21 protein-coding genes are annotated in these 25985 nt (G+C 68.5%); 4 read left to right on the plus strand and 17 right to left on the minus strand.

Annotation, left to right across the window (positions count from 1 at the left end):
- Positions 1-67: 67 nt before the first annotated feature.
- On the plus strand, positions 68-418 hold the full coding sequence (locus FX134_RS03470) for a hypothetical protein (RefSeq protein WP_080797633.1): 351 nt from the start codon (positions 68-70) through the stop codon (positions 416-418).
- Between the two features lie 633 nt (positions 419-1051).
- Here the strand turns inward: FX134_RS03470 and smc are convergent.
- From smc to FX134_RS03510, 8 genes are all read right to left on the minus strand, one after another.
- Positions 1052-4612 carry a chromosome segregation protein SMC gene (gene smc / locus FX134_RS03475; protein WP_080797635.1) on the minus strand — a complete coding sequence of 1187 codons (3561 nt, stop codon included), beginning with the start codon at positions 4610-4612 and terminating at the stop codon, positions 1052-1054.
- 6 nt (positions 4613-4618) lie between these two features.
- Positions 4619-5503, minus strand: coding sequence for a ribonuclease III (rnc, locus tag FX134_RS03480; protein WP_080797637.1), 885 nt, complete (start codon positions 5501-5503; stop codon positions 4619-4621).
- A complete protein-coding gene (gene plsX / locus FX134_RS03485; RefSeq protein ID WP_080797640.1) occupies positions 5500-6543 on the minus strand; it encodes a phosphate acyltransferase PlsX in 1044 nt (347 codons plus the stop codon). Before plsX ends, rnc begins: the two co-directional genes overlap by 4 nt.
- A gap of 236 nt (positions 6544-6779) precedes the next feature.
- Positions 6780-6959, minus strand: a complete 180-nt coding sequence (gene rpmF, locus FX134_RS03490) for a 50S ribosomal protein L32 (RefSeq protein WP_080797642.1) — start codon at positions 6957-6959, stop codon at positions 6780-6782.
- Positions 6960-7257: 298 nt separating this feature from the next.
- Positions 7258-9120, minus strand: coding sequence for an ABC transporter ATP-binding protein (locus FX134_RS03495; protein ID WP_080797644.1), 1863 nt, complete (start codon positions 9118-9120; stop codon positions 7258-7260).
- Between the two features lie 16 nt (positions 9121-9136).
- Positions 9137-10390, minus strand: coding sequence for a chloride channel protein (locus FX134_RS03500; RefSeq protein WP_080797646.1), 1254 nt, complete (start codon positions 10388-10390; stop codon positions 9137-9139).
- 3 nt (positions 10391-10393) lie between these two features.
- Positions 10394-11683, minus strand: coding sequence for a chloride channel protein (locus tag FX134_RS03505; protein WP_080797647.1), 1290 nt, complete (start codon positions 11681-11683; stop codon positions 10394-10396).
- A gap of 178 nt (positions 11684-11861) precedes the next feature.
- On the minus strand, positions 11862-12356 hold the full coding sequence (locus FX134_RS03510; protein ID WP_172623362.1) for a hypothetical protein: 495 nt from the start codon (positions 12354-12356) through the stop codon (positions 11862-11864).
- Between the two features lie 443 nt (positions 12357-12799).
- Between FX134_RS03510 and FX134_RS03515 the strand changes: the two genes are divergently transcribed.
- The 3 genes from FX134_RS03515 to FX134_RS03525 are packed head-to-tail and all read left to right on the plus strand — an operon-like array spanning position 12800 to position 15500.
- Complete coding sequence (locus FX134_RS03515) at positions 12800-14398, plus strand: molybdopterin-dependent oxidoreductase (protein ID WP_080797651.1); 1599 nt, start codon at positions 12800-12802, stop codon at positions 14396-14398.
- A 12-nt stretch (positions 14399-14410) separates the two neighbouring features.
- Positions 14411-15214: a molybdopterin-dependent oxidoreductase gene (locus tag FX134_RS03520; protein WP_080797653.1), complete on the plus strand. Its 804-nt coding sequence runs from the start codon at positions 14411-14413 to the stop codon at positions 15212-15214.
- 13 nt (positions 15215-15227) lie between these two features.
- Entirely contained in the window at positions 15228-15500 is a 273-nt protein-coding gene (locus FX134_RS03525; protein WP_087881527.1) for a triple tyrosine motif-containing protein, read from the plus strand.
- 68 nt (positions 15501-15568) lie between these two features.
- Here FX134_RS03525 and FX134_RS03530 read toward each other — a convergent pair whose 3' ends face one another.
- The 9 genes from FX134_RS03530 to FX134_RS03570 all read right to left on the minus strand — a co-directional run bounded on the left by FX134_RS03530 (position 15569) and on the right by FX134_RS03570 (position 25936).
- Complete coding sequence (locus tag FX134_RS03530; protein WP_172623363.1) at positions 15569-17029, minus strand: helix-turn-helix transcriptional regulator; 1461 nt, start codon at positions 17027-17029, stop codon at positions 15569-15571.
- A gap of 101 nt (positions 17030-17130) precedes the next feature.
- Entirely contained in the window at positions 17131-17835 is a 705-nt protein-coding gene (locus FX134_RS03535; RefSeq protein WP_080797660.1) for a hypothetical protein, read from the minus strand.
- A gap of 4 nt (positions 17836-17839) precedes the next feature.
- Entirely contained in the window at positions 17840-18697 is an 858-nt protein-coding gene (locus FX134_RS03540) for an ATP-binding cassette domain-containing protein (RefSeq protein ID WP_080797663.1), read from the minus strand.
- Positions 18690-19061, minus strand: a complete 372-nt coding sequence (locus FX134_RS03545) for a GntR family transcriptional regulator (RefSeq protein WP_080797665.1) — start codon at positions 19059-19061, stop codon at positions 18690-18692. The genes FX134_RS03540 and FX134_RS03545 overlap by 8 nt, the downstream gene beginning before the upstream one ends.
- A gap of 214 nt (positions 19062-19275) precedes the next feature.
- The gene (locus FX134_RS03550; protein WP_197735967.1) at positions 19276-20796 is read right to left on the minus strand and encodes a phytoene desaturase family protein; all 1521 of its coding nucleotides are present in this window, start codon (positions 20794-20796) and stop codon (positions 19276-19278) included.
- 9 nt (positions 20797-20805) lie between these two features.
- A complete protein-coding gene (locus tag FX134_RS03555) occupies positions 20806-21384 on the minus strand; it encodes a TetR/AcrR family transcriptional regulator (RefSeq protein WP_080797671.1) in 579 nt (192 codons plus the stop codon).
- Between the two features lie 512 nt (positions 21385-21896).
- The gene (locus FX134_RS03560) at positions 21897-24767 is read right to left on the minus strand and encodes a helix-turn-helix domain-containing protein (RefSeq protein ID WP_172623364.1); all 2871 of its coding nucleotides are present in this window, start codon (positions 24765-24767) and stop codon (positions 21897-21899) included.
- Positions 24768-24913: 146 nt separating this feature from the next.
- The gene (locus tag FX134_RS03565; protein ID WP_080797678.1) at positions 24914-25462 is read right to left on the minus strand and encodes a YceD family protein; all 549 of its coding nucleotides are present in this window, start codon (positions 25460-25462) and stop codon (positions 24914-24916) included.
- Positions 25463-25936, minus strand: coding sequence for an ATP synthase subunit B family protein (locus FX134_RS03570; RefSeq protein WP_080797681.1), 474 nt, complete (start codon positions 25934-25936; stop codon positions 25463-25465).
- Between the last annotated feature and the right edge of the window lie 49 nt (positions 25937-25985).

Genomic DNA, 25985 nt, shown 5'->3' on the forward strand with positions numbered 1-25985 from the left:
CCTGCTTGCAAGCGGACACAATTTCAACTTCCCCACTATACTCTATCTGGAAATGGAGCGTCTCATCATGGCTAAAGAGCATTTGGAAGCGCCTGCAAGCGGGCAGGAGAAAGGCTGGTTCGAGCAGAGGAAAGACCCTGAGCTGAGGAAACGGCAGGACGCGAGCTTCTTCCGGGTGATCACGTTGGTCATGCTGCCACTGACGTGGGCGGGTTTCTTTTACGCGCTGGTCATGGGCAACGAGGGCAACATGAACAGCTACTCGCTCATGATCCTCTTCTTCTCGCTGCTGAACGCGGACGTGCTGGTCAAAGGCGAGAAGCTGTCAAACAAGGCGCTCGACGTGCTGGCGAAGGCCAACTGCGTGCTGTTCTTCATCTGGGCGCTGGCCAACATCGTCTACCTGCTGGTGAAGTAAGCGAGCCATCTTCGGTGGCGGGGAGCGCGACGCAACCCCGCCACCAGCCTTCTCAGCACAAATGTTCTGACTCCCCTTTGACGCACAAGAGCGGCGACCGTTTCCTCTTGCACGCGAATCGGACCTCTCATGTACAAAAAACCTCCGACGTGAAAGGCTCGGAGGCGCAAAAGGGCGGCCTTCGGCTCCCCGGAGCAGCAGCCCTCGGCGTTTTCCCAGGTCGCAAAACCCCGGCACGCGCACGGATCGCCGAGACCCTTTCACGTCGAGGATTTTCGTGTCGAGAGGGCTCGACCCGCTGTTAAACCAAGATTGACACGCCGCATCTTGTCATCCTGAGCGATGTCAATCTTGGTTTAACAGCGGCGGGCTCGATTCGCGTGCATCCGCCCCCCGAAGCGCTTGATTGTGCGTCAAAGGAAGAATCAGCACGGATGTTTCACGTGAGGGCCAGAGTATACCGCTGGGCTAGAGCTGTGGCGCTTTCGGCTGGCGCCGCACGGGATCCTTCGACTCCGGCGACTTCGTCGCCTCCGCTCAGGATGACAAGACGCGCAGGTTGAACCCTCCCCCTCCTGCTAGGGAGAAGCTCGAGCCCGGGCACGCCGAGCCGCCGTCCCGCAGGTCGAACCGCTATTCCGCGTGCCGCAAAGCGTGCTCGAGCTTCTGGCTGACCACCTTCGTCACGCCGTCGGACTGCATGGACACGCCGAACAGCACGTCGGCCATCTCCATCGTGCGCCGCTGGTGCGTGATCATGATGAGCTGCGTGGTATCGCGCAGCGTCTGCAGGTAGCCCGTGAGGCGCCGCAGGTTCGAGTCGTCGAGCGCGGCCTCCACCTCGTCGAGGATGTAGAACGGCGTCGTGCGGATGCGGTAGACCGCGAACAGGAGCGCGAGCGCCGTGAGCGACTTCTCGCCGCCGGACATGAGCATCATCTTCGTGATGCGCTTGCCGCGGGGCTGCGCCGTCACCTCCACGCCCGTGTTCTCCAGATCGTCGGGATCGGACAGCGAGAGCTCGGCCGAGCCGCCCGGGAACAGCACGGCGAAGATCTCGCGGAAGTTCGCGTCAACGGCCTCGTAGGTGCGGATGAAATCGTCCTTCATGCGCGCGTCGATGACGTGCACGATCTTCGAGAGCGCCCGTCGCGCGCCGTCGAGGTCGGCCAGCTGCGAGGCCAGGTAGTCGTAGCGCGCCTTGAGCGACTCGTACTCCTCGGCGGCGTCGGGGTTGATGGTGCCCATGTTGGCGATGCGGCGGCGCAGCTTGAAGGCGGCGTCCTCCGTTGCCCCGCGGTCCTCCAGCTCGGGGAGCTCGAGGGCGCGCTCGAGCGGAGCGCCGCACTCGTGCACGATGGCGTTCACCGCGGCGTCCACCTGCACCTCGAGGCGGCCCTTGTCCACGCGGGCCGTCGACAGGCGGGCGTTCGCGTCGTCGTAGGCATCGTGGGCCGCGCGCGCGGCGGCGCGGGCCTCGTTCACGGCGCCGTGCAGCCCCGCCGAGGAGTCCTGCGCGGCCGTGGCCGCCTCCTCCAGGTCGCGCGTCCACTTCCGGGCGCTGGCCACGAGCTCCTCGAAGAGCGCGAGCAGAGGCTCGATGCGCTCTTGCGCCACCGTCTTCCGGGCGAGCGCCTCGCGCGCCTCGGCATCGCTCGCGTCCACCGCCGCCAGGTCGCGGGCGCGGGCGTCCACGACGCGGGCGGTGTACGTCTCGCGCTCGGCGAGCGTGGCCGCCTTGAGCTTGGCCTCGGCCAGCGCGTCGCGCAGGCGCGCGGCCTCCTTGCGCAGCGGAACCACCGCCGCCTGCGCCTCCTCGAAGCGCGCGGCGCCCTGCTCGAGCGAGCCCTTGAGCTCCGCGAGCCGCGCCTCGAGCGCCTCCACCGACGGGCGGGCCTCGGCCACGGTGCGCTCGGCCTCGCCGCGCTGGCGCTCGATGTCCTCGAACTCGCGGCGCACGCTGGCGAGCTTCTCCTCGGCGCGGCGCGCCTCGGCGCGGGCGGAGTCGGTCTTGCCGCGCGCCTCGGCCAGCTCCTGCGACAGGCGCAGGCTCTCGCCCTGGGCGGCGCGCAGGGCCTCCTCGGCAGCCGCCGCAGCCTCCTCGGCAGCCGCGCGCGCCCCCTCGGCAGCATGCAGGCGCACCCGCAGGTCGTCGAGACGGCGGGCGCGGGCGAGCACGCCCTCGTCGCTCTCGGCCGCAGCGGCCCCCAGGACCGCCTTGCCGCTCGGCCATACGACGCAGCCCGAGCGCGTGACGAAGCGCGCGTCGACGCCGCCCCGCGCATGCGCCGCGAACGCCGCGTCCGCGTCGTCGCACACCACCACGTCGCCGAGCAGGGCCTCAACAGCGGCGGCGTCCTCTTCGGCATACGAAAGCTCGTCCACGAGCGCCCGCCCCAACCCGGCCTCCGCGGCCGCGCGCGCAGGGCAGCCGCGCGAAGGCTCGCCCGCGCGGGGCACGAGCACCACCTCGCCCTGCTCGTCGCGCGCCGCGAGCGCCGCCGCGACGGCGTTCGCGCGGGCCGCGTCGTCCACGAGCAGCGCCGACACGTCGGCCCCCAGCAGGCGCTCCACCAGCTCCTCGAACCCTTCGGAAGCGCGCACCGCATGCGCGATGGGCGCGAGGCGCACGTCCAGCTCCCCGGCGTTGTCCAAAAGCCACGCGCGCGCCGGCCCCGCCGCCGCGCCGGCCCGCTCGCGCTCCTCGAGCCCCTTGATCTCCGACGCCAGAAGCGAGGCCGCGTCGCGCGCCTCGTCGAGCGTCCCTCGCGCGGACTCCCGCGCCCCGAGCGCCTCGCCCACGCGCTCGCGCGCGGCGCCCTCGGCCTCCGCAAGCGTCCCGAGCGCCGCCTCGGCACCCGCCGCCGCCTCGGCGAGCGAGGCCGCCTCGGCCTGCGCGCGCGAGAGCTGCAGCTCCAGCTCCTTGCCATGGCCCTCGATGAGCTTCACGTGCGCGAGCCCGCTCGCGAGCGCCTCCTGCGTGCTCGCCAGCTCGCGCCGCGCCGTCTCCTGCTCGCGCTCCCCCGACCGCTTCGCGCGCTCCAGCTCCTCCGCCTCGCGCTCGAGCGCGCGCCGGGCCTGGGAGTTCTCGGCCTGCTCGGCACTCAGGCGCTCAACGGCCGCATCCGCCCCCTCGCGGTCGCGCCGCACCTCGGTAAGCTGCGCGGCCGCCTGCGCTCGATCGGCCTCGGCCTGGGTGCGCTTGGCCTTGTTCGACTCCAGCGTCACGCGCAGCTCAGCCTCGTAGCCCTGCGCCGCGCGGCGCTTCTCGTGCAGAAGCAGCGTCGCGCCGTCGAAGCGCTCCACCGCCGAGGACGCGCGCCGATGCTGCCGCGCGAGCTCCCCCGCGTCCACGCTCTCGCGGCGGATCTTCTCCTGCAGCTCCTCGGCCGCCGCCTCCGCCTTCGCGATGGCCGCGCGCCGCTCCTCGAGCTCCGCCAGAAGCGCCTGCTCGCGCGCCGACGCCTCGTCCCAGCCGCGCCGCAACGTGCGCAGGTCGTCCACCGCGAGCGTCAGGTTCAAATCCGCGAGCTCGGCGGCGAGGCCCTGGTAGGCCCGCGCGCGCTTCGCCTTGCGCTCGAGCGGCCCCAGCTGCCGCTCCACCTCGGCGGCCACGTCCTTCACGCGCGCCAGGTGCGCGTCCATCGCGGCCAGCTTGCGCTCGCTCTTCGCCTTGCGCTGCTTGTGCTTGAGCACGCCCGCGGCCTCCTCGATGAGCGCGCGGCGGTCTTCCGGCTTCGATTGCAGGATGGAGTCGAGCGACCCCTGCCCGATGATGGAGTGCGTGCCGGTGCCCAGCCCCGAGTCGTGCAGGATGTCCAGCACGTCCATGCGGCGCGCGAGCGTGCCGTTGATCAGGTACTCGCTCTCGCCCGAGCGGTACATGCGCCGGGTGATGGCCACCTCGTCGTACTCCACCGGCAGCGTGCCGTCGGAGTTGTCCAGCACCAGGTCCACCTCGGCGATGCCCACGCTCTTGCGCGCGGACGACCCCGCGAAGATGACGTCCTCCATGGCCTGGCCGCGCAGGTTCTTCGCATTGCGCTCGCCGAGCACCCACAGGACGGCGTCGGAGATGTTCGACTTGCCCGAGCCGTTCGGCCCCACCACGGCGGTGATGCCGGGCTCGAGCGTGAGCACGCTGCGGTCGGCGAACGACTTGAACCCCTTGAGGATGAGCGATTTCAGGTACATCGGCGGCTATCCCTGCCTGTTGCGTTGCTTCGCGCGTTCGCGCTCGGACTTCTTGCGGGCCTTCTCCTCGGCGCGCGCGGCGGCCTTCTCGGCCTTCGCGAGCTTGGCGGCCTCGGCCTTCTCGGCGCGGGCCTCGCCGTCCACGCCCAGGCCGAAGAACTCGCCGAGGCGCGCGAGCGTGCTCTTGGCGGCCTGGCTCTCGGCCTCCTTCTTCGTGCGGCCCGTCCCGCGCGCGAGCCCCTGGCTGCCGGCGAACACCTGCGCCACGAACGTACGGTCGTGCGGCGGGCCCTGCGTCTCCACCAGCTTGTACGTGGGCGTGATGCCGTCCTCCTGCAGCTTCTCCTGCAGCGCGCTCTTGGGGTTCTCGGGCTCGCGCGCCATGTCCACGGACATGCGCGGGATCAGCGTCTCGCGCACGAACGCCGCGGCCGCCTCGATGCCGCCGTCCAGGTAGAGCGCGGCCACCACGGCCTCGTAGACGTTCTCGAGCGCCGAGTGCAGCCCGCGCCGACCCGTGCCCGTCTCCGACGAGCCGAACACGATGACGTCGGTGAACCCGAGCTTGTCGGCCACATCGGAGAGGCTCGCGCCCGACACGAGCGCCACCTTGATGCGCGTGAGGCCGCCCTCGTCCAGGTCGTGGAAGCGGTCGAAGGCGATGGAGGCCACGATGGCCCCGAGGATGCTGTCGCCCAGGAACTCGAGGCGCTCGTAGGAGTACTTGACCGACTTGCCCTCGGTGGCCGAGGGGTGCGTGATGGCCGAGAGCAGCAGCTGCTCATGGGTGAAGCGATGGCCGAGGATCTCCTGGGCGCGGTCGAGCTTGCGCCGCTGCTCGTCGGTGAACGCCTCCTGCTCGGGGAACCGCGCGCTCAGCTCGCTCGTCATGCCGCGCCGCCTTCCCCAACGCCCGCGCCTGGCGCAGGGGCCGCCTCGGCCTTGCCCGCCGCGGTGCGCGCGATGATGCCGGCCACGTCGGCGCGCACGATGCCCGCCGTGGTGAGCACGCCGTTCTTGATGGCGAGCGCGCCCGACGATCCGTGCCCCACGAGCAGCGCCCCCTTCACGCCCAGAAGCGGCGCGCCGCCGTAGGTGTCGGGGCTCACCTGCGCCATGAGCTCTTTGAGGCCGCCCTTGATGGCGAGCGCGCCCAGCTTGGTGGCGAGGCTCTTCATCATGACGCCCTTGAGCGTCTTGAACAGCGTCTTGGAGGTGCCCTCGATGGTCTTCAGGCACACGTTGCCCGTGAACCCGTCCGTCACGATGACGTCGAACGTGGCGGGCAGGATGTCGCCGCCCTCGGCGTTGCCGGCGAAGTTGGGCAGGCGCTCGGCGAGCAGGCGGTGGGCCTCCTGGGCGAATTGCGAGCCCTTCTCGTCCTCCTCGCCGATGTTGAGCAGCGCCGCGCGCGGGCTCTCGATGCCCACCACCTTCTCGGCGTACACCGATGCCATCTGGGCGAACTGCACGAGGTACTCCGGCTTGCAGTCGGCGTTCGCGCCGATGTCGCACATGACGACGGGACGCACGGGAGAGGGGATGACCGTGGCGAGCGCCGGGCGCGCGATGCCCTTGATGCGGCCCATGACCAGCGTGCCCGCCGCGAGGCAGGCGCCCGTTGAGCCGGCGGAGAAGAAGCCCTGCGCCGCGCCCTCCTTCACGAGGCGGCAGCCCACCACGATGGAGGAGTCCTTCTTCTTGCGCACGGCGTTGGCCGGATGCTCGGCCATGGCGATGGCCTCGGAGCACGCGCGCGCCTCGCAGCGGGCGTGCGCGGCGGCGAACGGCTCGACCACCTCGGCCGGGCCGCACAGGATGACGGTCAGGTCCTCGTCGGCCGAAAGCGCGTCGGCGACGCCTTCGAGCACGACGCCGGGGGCGTCGTCGCCCCCCATGGCGTCGACGGTGATGATGACCTTCTGGGGCATGATGTCCTCGCATTCCTCTCGGGGCCGCGTGGACGCATGCGTCCGACCGCTCGCGGCGGGCCCGGATCGGGGCGGCCGGCCGCTGGCGAGCAGGCGCATGCGCGCAACGCATGGTTCTCCACCGTATTATAGACGAACATGCAAAAAGCCTCCCGGCGCTTCGCGCGAAAAGCGCGATGTGCGGGGAGGCTTGTCAACGCGCGGCGCACCGTGTCGACGCGCAAGCGCGAACCGTGCTACTCGGTCTCGATGACTTCGCGGTTCTTGTAGAAGCCGCAGTTCGGGCACACGCGATGCGGGAGCTTCGCCTCGCCGCACTGCGGGCACACGGAACGCGAGGGGGCCGCGATCTTGTCGTTGGAGCTGCGACGGGCGTGGGTGCGGGCACGGCCCATTTTGCGCTTAGGTACAGCCATGGTTCTCTATCTCCTTCAGGTAAGCCGAGCAGCGTCCGCTCGCTCGTTTTCGCTTGGTAAACACGCGAACCGATATACTATCAAAGCGAAGTCCGCGCCGCAAGGGGTCGTTTCCCACATTTTCCCAAACCGCACGCAGGTTTCACAAGCGAGGCCCCCTGTCATCCTGAGCGGAACGAACGAAGTGAGAGCAGTCGAAGGATCCCGCGCGGCGCTAGCCGTGACGCTTTCGGCTGGCGCCGCGCGGGATCCTTCGACTGCGCGCTACGCGCTCCGCTCAGGATGACAAGATGCTCGCTCAGGATGGCGAAGGCTCCCTCGGGCCGAACTGCATCTCGTAGTACCTTGCGTACGTGCCGCCGAGGGCGAGCAGCTCGTCGTGGGTGCCGCGCTCCACGACGCGGCCGCCCTCCACCACGGCTATGAGGTCGGCACCGCGGATGGTGGACAGGCGGTGCGCGATCACGAGCGTGGTGCGCCCGGCCGAGAGCTCCCCGAGCGACTTCTGGATGGCGCGCTCGCTCTCGTTGTCGAGCGCGCTCGTGGCCTCGTCGAGGATGAGGATGCGCGGATCCTTCAAAAACACGCGCGCGATGGCGATGCGCTGCTTCTGCCCGCCGGACAGGCGCGCCCCGCGCTCGCCCACGAACGTGTCGTAGCCCTCCGGCAGCCCCATGACGAACTCGTGGATGTTCGCGCGGCGCGCGGCCTCCATGATCTCGGGCGTCGTCGCGTCGGCGCGGCCGTAGGCGATGTTCTCGCGGATGGTGCCGCCGAACAGGTACACGTCCTGCTGAACGATGCCGATGGCGTCGCGCAGCGACTCCACGGTGAGGGCGCGCACGTCGATGCCGTCGATCTCCACGCTGCCCGCGTCCGGGTCGTAGAAGCGCGGCAGCAGCGAGCAGGTGGTGGTCTTGCCGCCGCCCGAGGGCCCCACGAGCGCCACCGTCGCGCCGGCCGGCACGGACAGGTCGAGCCCGCGCAGCACCTCGTGGATGCCGTCGTAGCTGAAATGCACGTCGCGGTAGCGCACCGCCCCGGCCACGAACCCCTCCGCTCCCCCGCAGCGGGCGCGCTCGGCAGCGGCGAGGTCCACCGCGTCGGGCGCGTCGGCGATATCGGGGCGCACGGCCAGCGCCTCCATGAAGCGGCGGAAGCCCGCGTAGCCCTTCTGGAACTGCTCGGTGAAGTTGATGAGCTGCTCGATGGGCGAGATGAAGATGCCGATGTAGAGGGCGTAGATGGCCAGATCCGCCACGTCCAGGCCGCCCGTGGCCACGAAGTAGCCGCCGCCCACGATGGTGACCGTATACAGCACCCCGATGAACAGCGAGTTCACCGCATGGAACGACCCCATGAACCGGTACGAGCTCTCCTTAGTGGCCACGAAGCGGTCGTTCGCGCGGTCGAACTTCCCTATCTCCACCGCCTCGTTGCCGAACGACTTCACCACGCGGATGCCGCCGAGCGAGTCCTGCAGCCGCGCGTTGATGTCGGCCATCTTGCGGCGGTTCTCGGTGAAGATGACGCGCTTCTGGTAGTTGCGCCAGAACGCGTAGGCGGCCAAAAGCGCCGTGGCCAGCAGCATGATGGCGGTGAGCGGCACGTTGATGAGGAACAGCAGCGCGAACGAGCCCGCGATCTTAAGGATGCAGATGAACAGGTTCTCCGGCCCGTGGTGCGCGAGCTCCGAGATGTCGAAGAGGTCGGTGACCAGCTTGCTCATCATCTCGCCGGTGTTGTTGCGGTCGTAGTAGCTGAAAGAGAGGCGCTGGTACTGCTCGAACAGGTCGCGGCGCATGTCGGCCTCCATGCGCGCGCCCATGATGTGGCCCCAGCTGGTGATGAAGTACTGGCAGGCCGTGCGCACGCCGTAGAGCGCCGCGAACAGAAGCGCGATCCATCCGAGCGATGCGAGGATGGCCTCGGGCGCGCTGAGGAAGAAGTCCTTCGTGAAGAAGCCGAGGAACTGCGGGAACGCGAGGTCGACGGCCGCGAGCACCGTGGCGCACAGAAGGTCGAGGATGAAGAGCCCCTTGTAGGGCCCGTAGTAACTTGCGAAGCGCGCGAGCACCTGGCGCGCCGAGACGGCGGGCGCGTCGGAGGCTTCGGGGTTTGCGCAGGCTCCGGGGTTTGCGGGGGTTCGTTTCGTTTCCATAAGGCTATTGTAGCGCTTACCTTTCCTTTTCGCTCCCGCGATCCTTGACGCGACGGCTCGTGATCCCGCGGCCGAACATGCCCACGTCCGCGCTGCCCAGGTACGCGGGCAGGACGGCGAGGGCGGCCCACGGCGCGGCGGCCCACCCGAAGGCCTCGGCTGCCAGCAGCACCGCCGCGAGCGGGCAGCGCGCGGCGGCCGCGAGAAACGCCGTCGCGCCCATGGCCGCCGCGAACAGGGGCGCACCCCCGATGAGGCCCGCGCAGCTCGCGCCGAGGAGCGCGCCCACCGAAAGCGCGGGCATCACCTCGCCGCCTTTGAAACCGAAGCCGAGCGTGACCACGGTGAGCAGCGCCTTCACGGCGAAGTCGAAGGGCGCGGCGCCGCCGGCGAAGGCATCCGCGAGAAGCGCGAGGCCCGAGCCTTCGAAGCGCTGCCAACCGAACGCGAGCACGAGCGCGCAGACGAGCGCCCCACCCACAGCGGCCACGAGGGCCGGATGGGCGCGCGCCCGCCCGAAGCCGCGCCTGAGCGCGCGCAGCGACCAGCCGAACACCGTGCCGACAGCGGCGCAGGCCAGCCCCACGAGCAGGCAGAGGGCGGCGGCCTTCCACGAGGGGCCGGGCGGCGCCATGGCGGGCAGCGCGTAGCCGCCGGGCAAGAGCAGGGAAGCCGCCCAGGCCGTCAGGGACGCGGCGAGCACGGCCGGCAGGTGGCGCACGACCGCGCCGTCGAAGCGGACGAGCTCGAGCGCGAACGCGGCGCCGGCGAGCGGCGCGCCGAACAGGGCCGCGAACGCGGCCGCCATCCCGCAGGCCGCCGTCCAGCCGCGGCGGGGCGTCCGCGCGCCGGAGGCGGCCAAGGGCTCCACGCGCGCGAGCCGGCCGAGTCCCGACGCGGCCGAGGACGCCATGGCGAGCGAGGTGGCCGTCGCCCCCGCCGAGCCGCCGCCGGCCACCGTGAGCAGCGTGCCGGCGAGGGCGGCGGGCGCGAGGGCGGGCGGCACGCGGTCGTTCTCGCGCACGTCCTCCACCACCGAGCCCGGCTGCGCGCCGAGCGGCAGGCCCAGCAGCCGGAAGAGCCCGATGGAGGCCGCCCCGAGCGCCGGCAGCGCGAGCAGGAGCCAGGGGAAGCGCGCGGAGAGCGCCGAGGCCGCGTCGAGCGCGAGGGTGGCGAGCGCCGCCGCGAGCGCCCCGGTCGCGCCGGCAACCAGCGCGAACGCGGCGTGGCGCGCCAGTTGGACGGGAAGGCGGCGGGCCGGGCGCGTCATGGCTCAGCGGCCTTCCCGGCGGCGGGCGTCCTCCCGCTGGCGGGCCCGAGCGCGCAGACGCGCGAGCGCGCTTGCGGTGCCGCGGCCGAACACGCCCACGTCGCGGCTGCCCGCGTAGGCCACGGCCACCGCGAGCGCGAGGTAGGGCGCTGCGGCCAGGCCGAATATCTCCGCGCCCATGAGGAGCGCCGCCAGCGGGCAGCGGCTCACTGCCCCGAAGAACGCCGCCAGCCCGAGCGCGGCCGAGAACGGCGCCGCCGCCCCCGTGAGGCCCCCGAGGGCGCAGCCCAGAAGCGCGCCCACCGTGAACATGGGCATGATCTCGCCGCCCTTGAGGCCGAACCCGAGCGCGAGCACCGTGAGGCCCGCCTTCACGGCGAAGTCCATGCCTCCCGCGTGCCCCGCGAGCGCCCCCCGCAGCAGCGGCATGCCCGTGCCCTCGAAGCCCTGCCAGCCGAAGGCCAGCACAACGCCCGCGAATAAAAGGCCGCCCGCGACGGCGGCTATCAGGGGCCGACCGACGCGTCGGCGCACGACGCGGCGCGCGAGGCGCAGCCCCGTGCCGAACACGGTGCCCGCCGCCCCGCACGCGAGGCCCACGAGCACGCACTGCGCGACGAGCGGCCACGAGAGGGCGGGCACGGCGACGCCCGGGATGACATCGCCGATGCCGGTGAGGCGCGCGATGCCGAACGCCGCGAACGACGCGAGCAGAAGCGTGGGCACATGGCGCGCCACGGTCCGATCGAAGCGGGCGAGCTCCAGCACGAACATCGTGGAGCCGAGCGGCGCGAAGAAGAGCGCTCCGAAGCACGCCGCCATGCCGACGGCTGCGGCGTAGCCCTGCGGGATGGCCGGCGCGCCCCGGCGCACGGGCGCGAGCTTGAAGGGGCGGCCCACGAGCGCGCCGAGCGACGCGCCCATCTGCAGCGCGGCGGCCTCCTTGCCCACCGACCCGCCGCCGAGCACCGTGAGGAACGTGCCCGCGAGGATGCCCGGGGCAAGGGCGGGCGGCACGGGGTCGTTGCGGCGCAGGCGGTCGACCAGCGTGTCCGTGGCCAGGTGATCGGGCAGCTTGAGCGCGCGGTAGAGCACGACCGACGCCGCGCCGAGCGCCGGCAGCGCGAGGAGCAGCCACGGGAAGCGGGCAGAGAGCTTCGCGGCGAAGTCGACGGCGAGCGAGAGCGCGATGGACGCCGCCGCGCCCACGACCCCTGCGGCAAGAGCGAACAGGAAGTGCCGCGCGACCTGCGAGGGATCGATGCCGCCGTCCCGCGCTGCCCGCTTCGCCATGCTCGCCTCCCCGCCTCGTCGCCATGATGGATGCCTATCCCGCTCATGGTAGGCGAGGCGCGGCGGACGGCGGACCCGAAGGCGGCGCCGTCAACGAGCCGCCATCCCGCGTGCATCCTCCGGTTGCCTCAAGCCCACCTCTTTTGAAGAAAAGGGAGGCTCTCGACAAGGAGTCGGTTCACTTCACCTTCTCCACCGCTCCCGATCGTGCATCCACGGAAAAAGCAGCCTCGGCCGAACCCGAAGGCGACTCCCCGTCCGTTGCAGCGAGAGCCTCGCCGTCGGCATCCGGCATGTTGATTTCAACATACCACTTCATAGTGCCCGCCGACGGATCCTCGTTCTCGGCAATATGGGTGAGCAGGTACACATAACAGTTCTCCGCTGCCTCCTCCCCGCCCCATGCATCCAGCGCGAGCGAAAGCGCCTGATCAGCGTCCACGCCCACCTCGTCCGCGGGGGGTATCGACGCCCATTCCTCGTCGTCGATCTCATAGACGCCCAAATAGGCGGGGTACGCCTTTCCCTCGCTCGTGAAAGCGGTGTAGGCGCACCCTTCGCCTTCGGAGCCGAACAGGTAAGACCACGAGCACCGCGTCTCCGGCTCCACCACAGTCGACGTGCGCACCGCCAAAAGAACGGCGTCGGGAGCCTCCTGCCTCATGGCGTCCATCACCGTTTGAAAGCCCTCTCCGAACGCAGGCTCAACGACCAAAGCCTCGCTCGATGCCGCTTCTTTCTGATCTTGGTCGCACCCCGCAAGGGGGAAAGCGCACAAGAGGACGGCAACCGAGGCGAGTTTCATGAACGTCCTTCGTTTCATATCGCTTCCCAGCATCATGCTCCTCCTATCTTCTCATCCGACGCCGCCGACGTTACCGGAGCTCTTGAGAACAGGCGACCCACAGACTTATCCAAACGCCGTCAAAACGTCCCGAAGACCTCACCAATTTTTATGTAGGCCCTGGTGTTCGAACGCCAGCGCTTTGCATAATTCTGCGCGATGACCGACACCTTCAGTTCCTTCTATGCTCGACGAGGTCGGTCCGCGCGAGAGGGGAAGGAGGAACAGACGCCTGGACGACGATCAACGCCAAGCGAGAAACGAGGTGAAACATGAAAGGAACGAAAGAGGAACCCGCCGCAACGCGCTCAAAGACGGCGAAAGCATTCCTCGCAACAGCGGCAGCAGTACTCGTCGTGGGCGCGTTCCTCCTTGCAGGATGCCAGCCGCAAGCGGCGGGGCAGGACGGAGGGGGGACGGAGGACAAAGCGAAGTCAAGCGCTCCCGCCATCACGACGACGACCGGGGCGAACTTCCAGAACGTCGACACGGGAGACCTGCCGGACATCTATCAAAACCAGCTTCAAAACACGGGGAATCGCGGCTGCAACTCATGCCACGAAGATCTGATAGACGTGCTTCAGACCACCAACCCCAAGCACATCATCGACTATGCAGGCTACGACAAGGCCATGACCTACGCGGACTGCCAGCCCTGCCATGACTTCCGCTGGGGTCGCGCCGGCATCTACTTCGGCGACTCCATCCATGCGTCCCATTATGCGAACCCGATGTTCACTGACGAGCAGAACGGCAACTGCTGGAGCTGCCACGCAACGCTCAACGGCGAGGACAAGGAAGTCACATGGGAGCTGTGGGACGAGGTCAAGTACGACTCCCTCTACGCCGGCTACGACGACCCCACCGACGTCAACACGCTGTACTGGGTGCAGTCGCGCGGCATCGCCGACAGCGGCTACATCTCCGGCGTGAACGTGGCTGCGAGCCCGAACGTCGACGTGAGGTTCAGTCAACCCGTCACCGACGAGAAAGACTGCATGGAGATCAACAACTGGCAGAGCATCGACATCAACGGCACGCAATGGCATCTCGAAGACTACGATTACAGCGATTGGAAGCTTGAGATCAAGGGCGTCAACAACCCGCGCTCCTTCACGCTCGACGAGCTGAAGGGCATGCCGCAAACCGAGTACACCGTCACCCAATGCTGCGAGACCACCGGCCTCGGCTGCACGACGGTCATGAACATCCCCGTCAAGGGCGTGCTCATGGCGGACATCATCGAGGCATGCGGCGGCCTTGCCGCCGACGAAGCCACGGTTCAGATGTTCCCCGTCAGCGCAGACACGTGGACAGGCGAGGGATACGACGGCATGTCGATCAGCTCCATCTTGGCAGCCGACGGCATGGTCGCGCTCGAGTTCTACGGACATGAGCTGAACGACAACCAGGGAGCGCCCGCCTGCGTCGTGACCCCCGGCACGCCGGGCGCGGCTTGGGTCAAGCATGTGGCGAGCCTTGACTTCCGCGCCATGGACGATCCCGAGAAGGTGTTCAACCCCTACGACAGGAACAAGTTCATCGAGGCCATCTACCCGGTCAACTCCGCCTTCTTCCAGGAGGACGGCACGACGTTCAAGAAGGGCGAGCCGGTGCAGTTGACGGGTTTCTCGTTCTCGTGGGCATCGTCCATGGGAGCCATCAACAAGGTGAGCTTCAGCCTGGACTACGGTGACACCTGGGTGGACTTCGCCCCTCCCGCAGACCTCGACCCCACTCAGTGGACCTATTGGGATTTCTCGTGGACTCCCGAGGAAGCGGGCACCTACGTCGTGAAAGTGCTGGCCGAAAGCGAGGACGGATCAGTGCAGACCGCACCGGCCAACATCATCGTGACGGTGGAAAAATAGGACGGAGGAAAGATGAACAACAAGAGCGCAAAAGTGCTGAGCGCCCTCATGGGAACGACCATGGTGGCGGGCATGGGCATGGCGTACGCCGCGCCGGCCTTGGCTGACGAGGCAGAAGGCATGCAAGCCACCGGCCAGGAGGCCCGAGGCGAAACCTCCGCAACGGCCCAATCCCTGGTGAGCGTCGCCGACGTCCAAGGGGAGTTCGCGTTCAGCCAAGACGAGATCACTCCGAACGAGACGATTCGCGGAATGTTCCAGAAGGCCGTCACGGCCGTGTGCAGCCAGCTGCCCCGCTATGCGGCTGGCGACCCCGACAGCTGGACCATCGAGGTGAAGGGAGACGTGAGCAACGCCTTCGTGGCCACCTTGGGCGAGCTCTCCGAGGGCGACGATGTGGAGACCAAGGTGATGACCTGCGCATGCTCGGCGAACCAAGCCGGCGGTGGAGCCATCGCAAATGCAGAGGTCACTGGAGTGCCCGTCCGCGAGCTTATCGTGCGGGCCGGCATCGACGCCGACGTGAACACCGTCACGTTCGAGTCGGCTGACGGGACGAGGTCGAGCCTGCCCCTCACCTACGTGCTCTCGCACGGAGCCGTCATCGCCTTCGAGATCAACGGCGAGGAGCTCGCGGCTTCCGTGGGCGGAACCAACCAGCTTTGGCTTTCAGGCTCTGCCGGTGCCCACTTCACGCGCGACGTCGTGAACGTCGAGTTTTCATGCCAGGACGAGCCGCCCGCCGAGCCCGACTTGTCCGAGTCCGGCATGATGTACACGAACCGGCCGAACGTGTCCGCTTCGGTCGCACGCTAGGAAGGAGATCCTCATGGTCGGAGAGGCCTCCGTGGGGGAGCCCATCGTGTTCGAAGGGTACGCCGACGACTACGACCACGCCATCAAGGCCGTCGAGTTCTCGATGGACGGCGGAGCAACCTGGACGGGCTTCTCGACGAAAGGGGCGCAAGCGGGTCGCTGGGTGAGGTGGCGGTTCGTCTATACGCCAAAATCCCCTGGTGAATACCAGCTCAAAGTCCGATCGGTCAACGACCAGGGCAAGGCGAGCCCGCTCGCGGCCGTGGTGAGCTTCAGCGTGGACTGAGAGAGGCTCGCAGTACGCAGCATTAGAAAGGGCCCGGCTTTCGAGTCGGGCCCTTTCTGTTTCACCGGTCAAACGGCCTCGCAACCTTCCTCCTCGAAGAGCTTCACAAGCTCGATCTGGGAATGGCAGCCCGTCTTCGCGTAAATGCGAGCGGTGTGCGACCGCACCGTCTCGGGAGAGATGAACAGCGACTCGGCAATGAGCTTCGGACGCTTCTGTTCAACAAGCTCGCCGAGGATCTCCGTTTCGCGCGGCGTGAGGCCGTACAAGTCAGCAAACGCCTCGAGGCGCTTTCCTCGCCGTGCCGCTATCTGCTCGAGCGCGCGGGCGGGCCTCTTCTGCATCCCCCAGAACGTCGATATGTTGCGATCCGTCATGATGTTCATAGCCGTGGCGATCACGATCATCACGGCCACGGTCACGATGACGGAAAGCGCCGTCTGAGACACGTCGGGCACGACCGCCCCCACAGCGATGCCAAGCGCCATCCCCGCAGCGATGCCGAACGTGTCGGCCGACTGTCCCTGGGCGTTCACCGTCAGAGGCCGCGCCGCCAGCTCCCGCGCCATTCGGATGTAAATGGTCATCATCACCAGATCAAGATACTCGTATCCAGTCCAGAGGAACGCCTTGGACACGTACGGGTTCAGCCCTCCTACCACCAGAAGGGACATGAGGCTCAACACCACGAAGGGAACCATGGCCCAGCGCATGGACAATATCTTCTCGGGCTCCTCCACGAAACGCCGAGCGAATGCAAGGAAGATGACCGCCCCGAGCGCGGCCCCGGCTATTTCCAAAGCAAGAGAGAGGTGCGTGGCGGAATGATCGGGCGTGAGGTTGGGAGCGAAATTCAACACGAAGCCGAACGTCGCCCCGAAGACGATGAGCGCGGCCATGAGCTTCGCAGGGAAGCGCAGAGGAGGCTTTGCAAGCGCCTCGTCGAACGACGTCGAGAACGAGGGGCGGAAGTCCCGAACGTTCTTAAGCAGCATCGCACAGGAGGCGACCGGTGCGGCGGAATGCACGAGGATGATGATCCAAGTCGGAAGGAACAAGTGCGCCACCAGGGCCGTCAGAAGCAGGACTATGTCCAAAAGCAGGCAAATGGGAAGAAGGGTGGGCGATTGCGGCACGGCGTCCAGGCTGTAGAACTCGAACCAGGCAAAGAACAGCGGTGCACCCGCCATGCCGATGACCAGCGGAAGCGCAAGAGGTGCCGGACGCGCGACGCTCACGACCGGCAGATAGAACAGAACCATACAGCCGATGATGATCGCAACCGATGCAATGAGCAATTTCGGACGAAGGCAAACGAGGCCGATCCGCTTGCCGAAACGCCACATGAGGAAGAATCCGACGTTGCATCCGACCGCGAGCATAAGTCGACCGAGATCGGTGTCGTAGCCGACGCCGTCAGGCAGGAGGTGGGAGTCCGAGATCCTGAACATGTCCCACCATACCCACCAGAAAGCGAAGCCGAGCAGAAAGAGAGAGCGAGAGCCCTTCTTGTCCGACCCAGTGTCCAAACGCATCTAGCCCCGCTCCCCTTCGGCACCCCTGTTTATCCCATCAAGTATACCACCGAAGAAGCTTGACGCACGAACCGGCCTAAGTTGAACAGTCCCGGTCAGCGTACCTCGATGCGGCGGACGGCGGTCCAGGCGATGAGCACGCCGAGGGCCGCAACGACGGCGAACGTGATGAACGGGTTCGCAAGGCTCGCCCCTGCGCCGAAGCCGAACGCCGCCTGCGTCGCATCCGAAAGGGCCAGCCAGAAAGCTATGGACGACGGCAGGACGGCAGAAAGAACCCAGGGAACCACCACGAAGATCGCGATGAGGGAGAGCACGACGCGGCGCGTGCCGAAGCGCATCTGCAGGGCCGCGAACGCGAGCGCCGCGCCCGAGGCCGCGGCGCAGCCCAGGAACATGAACAGGAAGTCGAGCACGGGGCCGTTCTCCACCCCGTACGTCATCAGGAACAGCGACTGCCCGCTTGGCCAGAACGCCGGGAATACGACGGAGCATACCGCCTCGACGACGCCCAGGAACAGGCAGACCGCTCCCAGCGACGCCGCCGTGCTCGCGATCATCTGGGGCCGCGTGAGCCCCATCTGCATGAGGAACCGTATGTCGCCAGGCAGCGTGGACAGGGCGAGCAAGGCCATGAGCGCATAGGGCAGCGCGCCCATGGCCGGCAGCGCCACCTGCCCGCTACCCGAGAGCATCATCACGAAGAGAACAGCAAGGATAGCGCCGATGATCAGGCAGAACACCGCTGCGCTCTGCACGAGTTCCACGGCTTGGTAACGGAAGGCTGCCTTGAGCTTCATAAGGTCACTCCCCCTTCTCGGTCAGTTTCACGAACAGCTTCTGCAGGTTCATGGGCGCCGTATCCAGCCCATCGGCCAGGCGCGCGGGGTCGGGCTTGCCCAGCAGGTACGCCACCGCCACGCCGCCCAGCTCGTCGATGCCGAGCACGTCGAGCCCCTCGCAGTACGCCCGCACGTCCCCGGTGCGGCCCGACACGCTGTAGCCGCTCGCGCGCAGCTCGTCGGCCGAGGCCTGCATGAGCACGCGCCCCTCGTCGATGATGGTGACGCGCTCCACGAGGTTCGCCACCTCCTCGATGAGGTGCGTGGCGATGACCACCGTGCGCTGCCGCTCCAGGTAGTCCTCCATCAGCAGCTTGTAGAACAGCTCGCGGTGGTTCGCGTCCAGGCCCAGCACCGGCTCGTCCAGCAGCAGGTAGTCCGCGTCCAGCGAGAGCGCCAGCACCAGCTGGCAGATGGTGCGGAAGCCCGTGGAGAGCGCGCCCGTCTTCGCCTTCACGTCGAGGTCGAACGCCTTCGCCAGCCGCAGGGCCCGCTTCGCATCGAACCCCTCGTGGAAGCGGCCCATCCATTCGATGAGGTCATCCACGTACATGGAGCCGGGGATCATCTGCACGTCGCCCGTGCAGAACACCTTCGCGAGAGAGCGCGGGTTGTCCGTGACGGGCTCGCCGTCCACCAGGATGCGGCCCTCCGTGGGCACGAGGCGGTTGGACGCGATGCCCAGAAGCGTCGTCTTGCCCGCGCCGTTGCGACCCAGAAGCGCGTGGATCTTGCCGTATTCCAAGGACAGCGTCACGTCGTCGAGCGCCGTCGTCTTTCCGAACCGCTTCGTCAGATGCTCGGCACGCAGCTCACGCATGGTCGTATCCCTTCTCGATGAGGTCGATGACCTGCTCCTTCGTGAATCCCAGCTTCTTCGCCTCGGCCACGAGGGCCGCTACGTAGCGCTCGTCGAAGGCGCTCTTGCGCTTCGCGCGCACCTTGTCGCGCGCGCCGTCCTGCACGTACATGCCCATACCCCTCCGTTTATAGATGATGCCCTCGTCCACGAGGATGTTCATGCCCTTGAGCACGGTGTGCGGGTTGATGCCCAGAAGCGCCGCCAGCTCGTTGGTGGAGGGCACGCGATCGCCCTCGGCGAAGGCGCCGGTGAAGACATCGTCTTCTATCTGCTCGGCGATCTGCACGAACAGGGGCACGTCGCTGCCCGGATCGATGTTCACGCCGCCTCCCTTCCCTTCCTTGTCAGTTAGTTACTCAAGTAACTAACTGACAGTCTAAGGGGAGACCGGCGGGATGTCAAGCGGAAAAAGGGAGGCGCGTCGAATCGTCCGATCCCAACACGCCTCCCCCATGTTCGCATTACCGATGTTTCACGTGAAACATCTGGCGACTTAGCACGAATGTTTCACGTGAAACATAGTGACCGCGCGCTTCTCAGAGCGCGCCTTGGAACACCGTGCCCGTGTCGCGGCAGAGGTGCTGGACGGCGGTGCGGGCGGTCTGGGCCGCGGTGGGCAGGCCGCCCGGAGGCGTGATGCGTTGGCCGGCGAAGTAGACGCCCGCGATGCCCTCGGGCTTCGAGGGATAGCTGCCCATCTTCCCGCCCGGCGCCATGTTCGACATCCACGAGCCCTTGTACGAATGCAGGTAGCGCTCGTAGGTGAGCGGCGTGGCCACGTCCCATACCTCCACCTTGCCCTCCACCTGCGGGTACTTCCTCGACACCGCAGCGATCACCGCTTCAGCCAGCTTCTCCTTCTCCTGCGCGTAGGTGCCGTCGGCCCGTCTCGCGGCCCACCAGTCGTAGGTGTCGCCGCTCATGAACAGCGTCACGGCCGTGCAGCCCGCGGGCGCGTAGCCCTCGTAGGCGGCGTAGTTGTTGACGCCCAGCACGTCGTGGCGCTGCCCGCCGCAGAAGACGGACTCGCCCACGGAGAAGCTCACGCATTCGGGCACGTCCGAGAGGTCGGCGCGGATGCCGAGGCTCACGAACGTGTCGAGGATGGGCGAGACGTTCTCCCGCAGGTCGTCCGCCCACCCCTCCGCGAGCGGCGGGTCGAACAGCTCGTCGACGGCCATGCGCAGATCCTGCGTCACGATCACGGCGTCGAACGCCCGCTCCTCGCCGCCCACGACTACGCCCGTCGCGCGGCCGTCCCTCACCGCCACGCGCTCAACCGGCGTGCGGTACTCGATCCGGCCGCCCAGCCTCTCCAGCGTCTGCGCGACGTGCCGCGCCATGGCGAGCGAGCCGCCCAGCGGGTAGCCGCCGTCGCCCGAGGCCAGCGTCGCAAGCGTGAAGGCAAGGCCCATCGCGCTCATGTCCTCGCCCACCATGCTCGTGAACAGGGTGCGCAGCAGCGGGTTCGAGAAGCGCTCCGAGAACGTGCGGGAAGTCTGGCCCGCGTAGAAGGGCATGCGCGCCATCGCCGGCAGCATCGGCAGCATCGTCCCCAGGCCCACCGTGCGTGGCGCGGCCGCCTTCACGCCCTTGAGATCGGTGACGGGCATGTCCATCTTCGCGAACTTCCGCACGTCCTTCACCAGGCGGCGGATCTCGCGCCCGTCCTCGGGGGCCACGTCCAGCAGATGCGCCTCAAGGCGGTCGAGGTCGCGGTAGAGACAGACCGTCCGCCCCTCGAACTCGTAGACGAGAAAGGGGTCGCGCACGTAGACGGGCACGTCCGGGTTGAGCGCGCCGATCTCCGTCCACACCGCGTTGAGCGCCGTCTTCGGCGACGACCCCGTGAGCCAGTGCATGCCGCCCTCGAACAGGTAGCCTTTGCGGCTCCAGCTGGTCGACGCGCCGCCGGGAATGGCGTGCGCCTCGAAGACGATGACGTCGAAGCCGCTCTGGCGCGCGTACACCCCCGCCGCGAGCCCCGCGATGCCCGCTCCCACGACGGCCACGCGCTTGCGGCCCATTGTTTCACGTGAAACATCCGTTCGCCCCATGCTCATCCCCTACCTCTTCCTCACGATGTCGACGATCCATTCCGGCTCCGGGCACGGCATGCTCGGGTCGAACGCCAGCTCCTCGGCGATGCCCTGGATGGCGGCCCAGAACGCGATGGACAGCGCCACGGGGTCGCCCTCGCGGATGGTGCCCTCGCGCTGGCCGCGGCGCACCACCTCGGCCGTGGGCGTGTTCACGTCGAAGCCCGCGAGCAGCTCCTTCGCGTGCCGCGGGATCGCGTCGTCCATGAGCGCGTTGCCCATGAGCACGAACATGTCGGCCATGAACGGCTCCTCGCGCAGGAAGCCCAGGATGCTCGCGGCGGCCCCCTCGAAGAACGCGAGCGCGTCGGCGCCGGTGCCGCCGTCCATCATCGCCATCGGCCTTTCCACGCCGAAGGCGATCAACTCCCCGAAGAGCGCCTCCTTCGAGTCGAAGTAATGGAACATGAGCCCCGTGCTCATGCCCACCGCCTCCGCGATGTCGCCCACCTTCGTGCCCGCGTACCCCTTGCGCACGAACAGGCGCAGCGCCGCCCGGAGGATCTCCTCGCGCCGCCGCTCCCGCTGCTCCTGCCTCGTCACCATTTGTTGAACTTCCTTTCATTGAATAAATATTCAATATTGTAGCACGAGGCGCAGGGATTGTCATCCTGGGCGCAGACTTCGAAGGATGTCATTCAGAACGGATGTCCCGACTCTTTTTTGACGCACAAGTGCGGCGACCGCTTCCTCCTGCACGCGAATCGGGCCCTCTCGACACGAAAACCCTCGACGTGAAAGACTCGGAGGCGGAAAAGGGCGGCCGTCGGCTCCCCGGAGCAATAGCCCTCGGCGTTTTCCCAGGTCGCGAAACCCTGGCACGCGGATGTATCGCCGAGATCCTTTCACGTCGAGGGTTTTCGTGTTGAGAGGGCCCGATTCGCGTGCACCACTCCCCCGAGGCGCTCGATTGTGCGTCAAGAGGGGGTTCCAGAACGGATGTTTCACGTGAAACATCGCGGCTGCGAAGGGCCGGCGCGGCGGGGCGGGCACGTGAGGCGAGCTGGCGTGGTACGGGACGAATGCGACGGGACGGGCGTATGCGACGACTCGCGTCCCTACCCGGCGAGGAAGGGGGCGGGGTCGCCGCGGTGCAGGAGGGTTATGCGGTGGAGGGCGCGGGTGACGGCGACGTAGAGGAGGTTGCGGCCCAGCTCGCCGGAGAAGAAACGCGCGTCGGCGTCGAGCACCACCACCTCGTCGAACTCGAGGCCCTTCGCCATCCTGACGGAGGCCACCGACACGCCCTCACCGAACGTCGCGGACTCCTCGGTCAGAAGGCGCGCATCCACGTCGCGGCTGATCAGCTCGAAGTAGCGCGCAGCCAACTCGTCGGAGGCGTGCAGGATGCCGAGCGTCGTAAGCCCGCCCGCGCGGAACGCCTCGACGGCCTCCAGCACCCGCGCGAGCACCTCCGCCGTGTCCGCGCAGCCGACGATGCGGGGCTCCTCGCCGTGCCGCTCCACGGCCTCGAGCGCGGCCGCGGGCTTCACGCGGTTCGCGAGCGCCACGATCTCGCTCGTGGAGCGGTAGCTGCGCGTGAGCCGCACGGCGCGCGCGGCCCCGTACGCCTCGGCGATGTCGTCGAGCGTCGCGCCGGAGCCCTGGTCGATCGCCTGGCAGCAGTCGCCGAGCACGGTTCGGTCGCAGCGGAACAGGCGCGCCACGAGCGCGTGCTGCACGGGCGAGAGATCCTGCATCTCGTCCACCACCAGGTGCTTCACGCCGTCGTAGGCCTCGAAGCCCGAGAACGCGCCCTGGAGCAGCGCGAGCGGCGCGGCGTCCTCCCACTCCACCGTGCGCTTCGGCCCCACCTTGAGGGCGTCCTCCCAGCCCTGCTCGGCCATGAACAGGCGGTACAGCGAAAGCGCGTCCTTCGCCCGCAGCATGTCGGCCAGGCGGCGGCGCGCCTCGCGCCTCGTGGGCACGGCGTGGCGGTCGCGCCCCACGCTCGTCGATTCCAGCTCGTACACGGCGCTCGCCGCCACGAGGTCGAGCCGCTCGTCGAGCGGAAGCCCCCCGTGCGCGCGGAACCGCGCCTCCACCCACGCCGCGTCGAGCGTGCGCTGGCCGAACGCCAGGTCCTCGGCCGCGAACGCCGCCTCCGGCGCGCGCTCCAAGAACGCGAGCAGGGCGCGGGCGAACGCAACCGTCCCCTTCAGCCGCGCGCGCTCGAGCCGCGCGCCGTCGACCCCCGGAAGCGCGGGCGCGACGCGCGCCGTTCCTCCGAGCACCCGCTCCATGATTCCCCGCAGGTCGATCGACGCGATGGGCTCCTCGCCGAGTTCCGGCAGCACCCCGGCGATGTAGTCGGCGAACACGCTGTTCGGCGACAGGATGGCCACCTCGCGCGACGACAGCTCGCCGCGCCGGCGGTAGAGCATATACGCCACGCGGTGCAGCGCGATGGACGTCTTGCCCGAGCCCGCGACGCCTTGGATGACCATCGTGCCCGGCTCCTCGTCGCGGATGATGCGGTTCTGCTCGGCCTGGATGGACGCGACGATGGCGCGCATGCCCGCATCGGTCGAGCGCCCCAGCTCGCGCGCGAGCACCTCGTCGCGCGCGCCCGAGGCGCCGTCCGCCACGTACACGAGCTCGCCGCGCTCCACGCCCAGCTGGCGCTTGAGCGAGAGGACGCCCTCCACCCGTCCCCCAGGCGCGTCGTAGGCCGCGGGCCCCGTCTCGTCGTGCTCGTAGAACAGCCCCGCCACCGGCGAGCGCCAGTCGGACACGACGGTGCGCCCCTCGGCCGAGAACGAGAAGCGCCCCAGATAGAACGCCTCCGGCACCCCCTCCCCCGCCGCCGCGAAGTCCACGCGCGCGAAGTACGGCGCGTCGAGCATCTTCCGCAGCCGCTCGGCCGCCGTGCGCGCCTCGGCCGCCCGGCGATCGACCTCGGCCAGGGCGAGCTCGTTCTGGAACCCCTCGGCCGGGTCGATCTCGCCGCGGTACTCCACCATGTAGCGCTTCTGCTCGCGGTACGCGCCGTCCACGCGTTCGTGCAGCCCCTCGGCCTCCTCGAGCGCCGCATGCAGGAGGCCGAGCGTCTCGGCCAGGCGGCGGCGCTCCTCGCCCGTCGCGTCCCCGCGCCCGCCCTCCGCGCGCAGCACGAGCCGCTGCACGGGGTATCCCAGCTCCCAAGCCTCCTCCGCCTCCTCGAACCCCAGGTCGAAGAGCATCCGCCGCCAGCCGGTGTCGGCCTTGTCGCCCGCGCGGAACGTGGTGGTTGACACGTCGCGCTCCGGCAGCTCCACCGCGCGCACGGCGTCCACGAGCGCGCGGGCCACCTCGAGCCGGCGCTGCCCGGGGCGCACCGCCAAAACATCGATGCGCGCCGCCTCCGGATCGAACGCGAGGGCGCCCGCGAGGACGTCGCCGTCCCGCACGACGAGCGCGCGGCCCTCCGCGATGCAAGCCGCCGCCCACGCCCCGTGCCCGGCCTCGTCGAGGTGCGGGAACCCGTCCACCGCCGCGCGCATGAGCTCCATCCACGCGACCTCGTCGCCCGGCTCGGCGCACTCGACCTCCCAGCCGCCTTCCGCGTCCGGCGCGCCCGCGCCCTCGCCCAGCTCGAACGGAAGCTGGAGCGCGTAGAACTCCCCTTGCTCGCGGAACCGCGCAGGCGAGGTCTTGTACAGCGCCGCGAACGCCGAGGAGAACGCCTGCTGGCTCTCGTAGCCGAACGCGAGCGCCACCTCGACGAGCGGGGCGTCCGCCGCCGCAAGGGCGCGCGCGGCCTCGGTGATGCGGCGGCGCTTCGCGTAGTCGCACACGGCGAAGCCCGTCGCCTCGGCGAACAGCCGATGCAGATGGTATTTGGAGTAGCCGGCCTCCTCGGCCAGCGCGTCGAGGTCGATCCGCTCGGAAAGGCGCTCCTCGACGCATTCGAGCACGCGCCCCACCGCACGCTCCTGCTCCCGATCCATGGGCTCCTCCCTTCGTCCGCCGCGTCGAACCATCCATTCAACCAGAAAAGCGCGCCCTCGTCTTCATCGATCTTGCGCTTCCGACGGTGCAGACGAAAAACGCCCGCCGGAGGGGGCGGGCGCATCGCTATCGAAAGGCGGTCGGCCTACTTCTCGTCGAACGGGAAGTCCTTGAGCACCGAGAACGGGTTCGGCGGCGCGTCGTCGCCCGCGTCCTCGGCCGGCGCGCAGCCGCAGGGGCCTTCGTTGAGGTTCGCGCCGCACGTGGCGCACAGGCCCTTGCAGTCGTCGTCGCACAGCGGCACGAGCGGGAACTCCAGCATGAGCGCCGCGGTGATGAGCGGCTCGAGGTCGATCACGCGGTCCTCGGGCAGCACGTCGAACTCGTCGTCGTCCATGTCCTCGGGCGCATCCTTCTCCCCGTCGAGCAGGAAGTACCCCTCTATCTCGCCGGTCACCTCGAACGAGAACTCGTCGAGGCAGCGGGCGCACGCCGTCTTGGCCTCGCCCTCCACCGTGCCGGTGACCAGCAGCGCGTCGCCCGTGTTCGAGATGTCCACCTGCCAGGCCAGCGGCCCCTCGAAATCGTAGAGGTCGGGGCCGGCCTTCATGACGGGGATGTTCGTCCACCCCTCGAAATGCGAGCTCTCCGCCGGGGCGAAGAGCTCGTTGGGAACCAGGATGCGCGTTTCCATTTAGCGCCCTGCGGCCAGCGAGTTCGCGTTGAGGCGGTCGCGGCAGCGGCGCACGTTGCCGAGCAGCGTGTCGAGGCTCTGCTCCACGTGGCCGAACACCTCGTCGGCGTAGTCCTCGGCGCCGGCGCGCGTCTGGCGCTCCAGCTCGCGGGCGTCGGCGAGCACCTGGTCGGCCTGCTGCTGGGAGATGCGGACGATCTCCTGCTCGCTGGCGATGGTCATGGCCTGGCTGCGCGCGTCCTCGATCATGCGGTTGGCTTCGGCCTCGGCGTCGTCGAGCAGGCTCTGACGCTCGCGAACGATCTGCCGGGCCTGGGCGAACTCGCTCGGGAACGTGTCGCGGATCTCGTCCATTATCTCGAACGCCGCGGCGATGTCCACCTGGCGCATGTTGTTCTTGCCGAACACCGGCTTAGAGTCCTCAAGCAGAATCGAGAGCTCTTCCAAAAGCCCCAAGACTCCTGTTTCGTCCATTATCGTCCTTCCACCCAGGCGTGCTGCGTTTCATCTGCGTGAGCGCGCG

Origin of the sequence: Arabiibacter massiliensis (assembly GCF_902386925.1) — a bacterium.
In the GTDB taxonomy this organism is placed as follows: domain Bacteria; phylum Actinomycetota; class Coriobacteriia; order Coriobacteriales; family Eggerthellaceae; genus Arabiibacter; species Arabiibacter massiliensis.

What these genes read in the sequence shown, in the direction of transcription:
- FX134_RS03510 (WP_172623362.1), bottom strand. Translation starts at nt 12,356, where the DNA reads ATGGACGCCATGAGGCAGGAGGCTCCCGACGCCGTTCTTTTGGCGGTG.
- plsX (WP_080797640.1), bottom strand. Translation starts at nt 6,543, where the DNA reads ATGCCCCAGAAGGTCATCATCACCGTCGACGCCATGGGGGGCGACGAC.
- rpmF (WP_080797642.1), bottom strand. Translation starts at nt 6,959, where the DNA reads ATGGCTGTACCTAAGCGCAAAATGGGCCGTGCCCGCACCCACGCCCGT.
- FX134_RS03525 (WP_087881527.1), top strand. Translation starts at nt 15,228, where the DNA reads ATGGTCGGAGAGGCCTCCGTGGGGGAGCCCATCGTGTTCGAAGGGTAC.
- FX134_RS03560 (WP_172623364.1), bottom strand. Translation starts at nt 24,767, where the DNA reads ATGGATCGGGAGCAGGAGCGTGCGGTGGGGCGCGTGCTCGAATGCGTC.
- FX134_RS03470 (WP_080797633.1), top strand. Translation starts at nt 68, where the DNA reads ATGGCTAAAGAGCATTTGGAAGCGCCTGCAAGCGGGCAGGAGAAAGGC.
- smc (WP_080797635.1), bottom strand. Translation starts at nt 4,612, where the DNA reads ATGTACCTGAAATCGCTCATCCTCAAGGGGTTCAAGTCGTTCGCCGAC.
- FX134_RS03565 (WP_080797678.1), bottom strand. Translation starts at nt 25,462, where the DNA reads ATGGAAACGCGCATCCTGGTTCCCAACGAGCTCTTCGCCCCGGCGGAG.
- FX134_RS03500 (WP_080797646.1), bottom strand. Translation starts at nt 10,390, where the DNA reads ATGACGCGCCCGGCCCGCCGCCTTCCCGTCCAACTGGCGCGCCACGCC.
- FX134_RS03535 (WP_080797660.1), bottom strand. Translation starts at nt 17,835, where the DNA reads ATGAAGCTCAAGGCAGCCTTCCGTTACCAAGCCGTGGAACTCGTGCAG.
- FX134_RS03570 (WP_080797681.1), bottom strand. Translation starts at nt 25,936, where the DNA reads ATGGACGAAACAGGAGTCTTGGGGCTTTTGGAAGAGCTCTCGATTCTG.
- FX134_RS03550 (WP_197735967.1), bottom strand. Translation starts at nt 20,796, where the DNA reads ATGGGGCGAACGGATGTTTCACGTGAAACAATGGGCCGCAAGCGCGTG.
- FX134_RS03515 (WP_080797651.1), top strand. Translation starts at nt 12,800, where the DNA reads ATGAAAGGAACGAAAGAGGAACCCGCCGCAACGCGCTCAAAGACGGCG.
- FX134_RS03520 (WP_080797653.1), top strand. Translation starts at nt 14,411, where the DNA reads ATGAACAACAAGAGCGCAAAAGTGCTGAGCGCCCTCATGGGAACGACC.
- FX134_RS03540 (WP_080797663.1), bottom strand. Translation starts at nt 18,697, where the DNA reads ATGCGTGAGCTGCGTGCCGAGCATCTGACGAAGCGGTTCGGAAAGACG.
- FX134_RS03505 (WP_080797647.1), bottom strand. Translation starts at nt 11,683, where the DNA reads ATGGCGAAGCGGGCAGCGCGGGACGGCGGCATCGATCCCTCGCAGGTC.
- FX134_RS03495 (WP_080797644.1), bottom strand. Translation starts at nt 9,120, where the DNA reads ATGGAAACGAAACGAACCCCCGCAAACCCCGGAGCCTGCGCAAACCCC.
- FX134_RS03555 (WP_080797671.1), bottom strand. Translation starts at nt 21,384, where the DNA reads ATGGTGACGAGGCAGGAGCAGCGGGAGCGGCGGCGCGAGGAGATCCTC.
- rnc (WP_080797637.1), bottom strand. Translation starts at nt 5,503, where the DNA reads ATGACGAGCGAGCTGAGCGCGCGGTTCCCCGAGCAGGAGGCGTTCACC.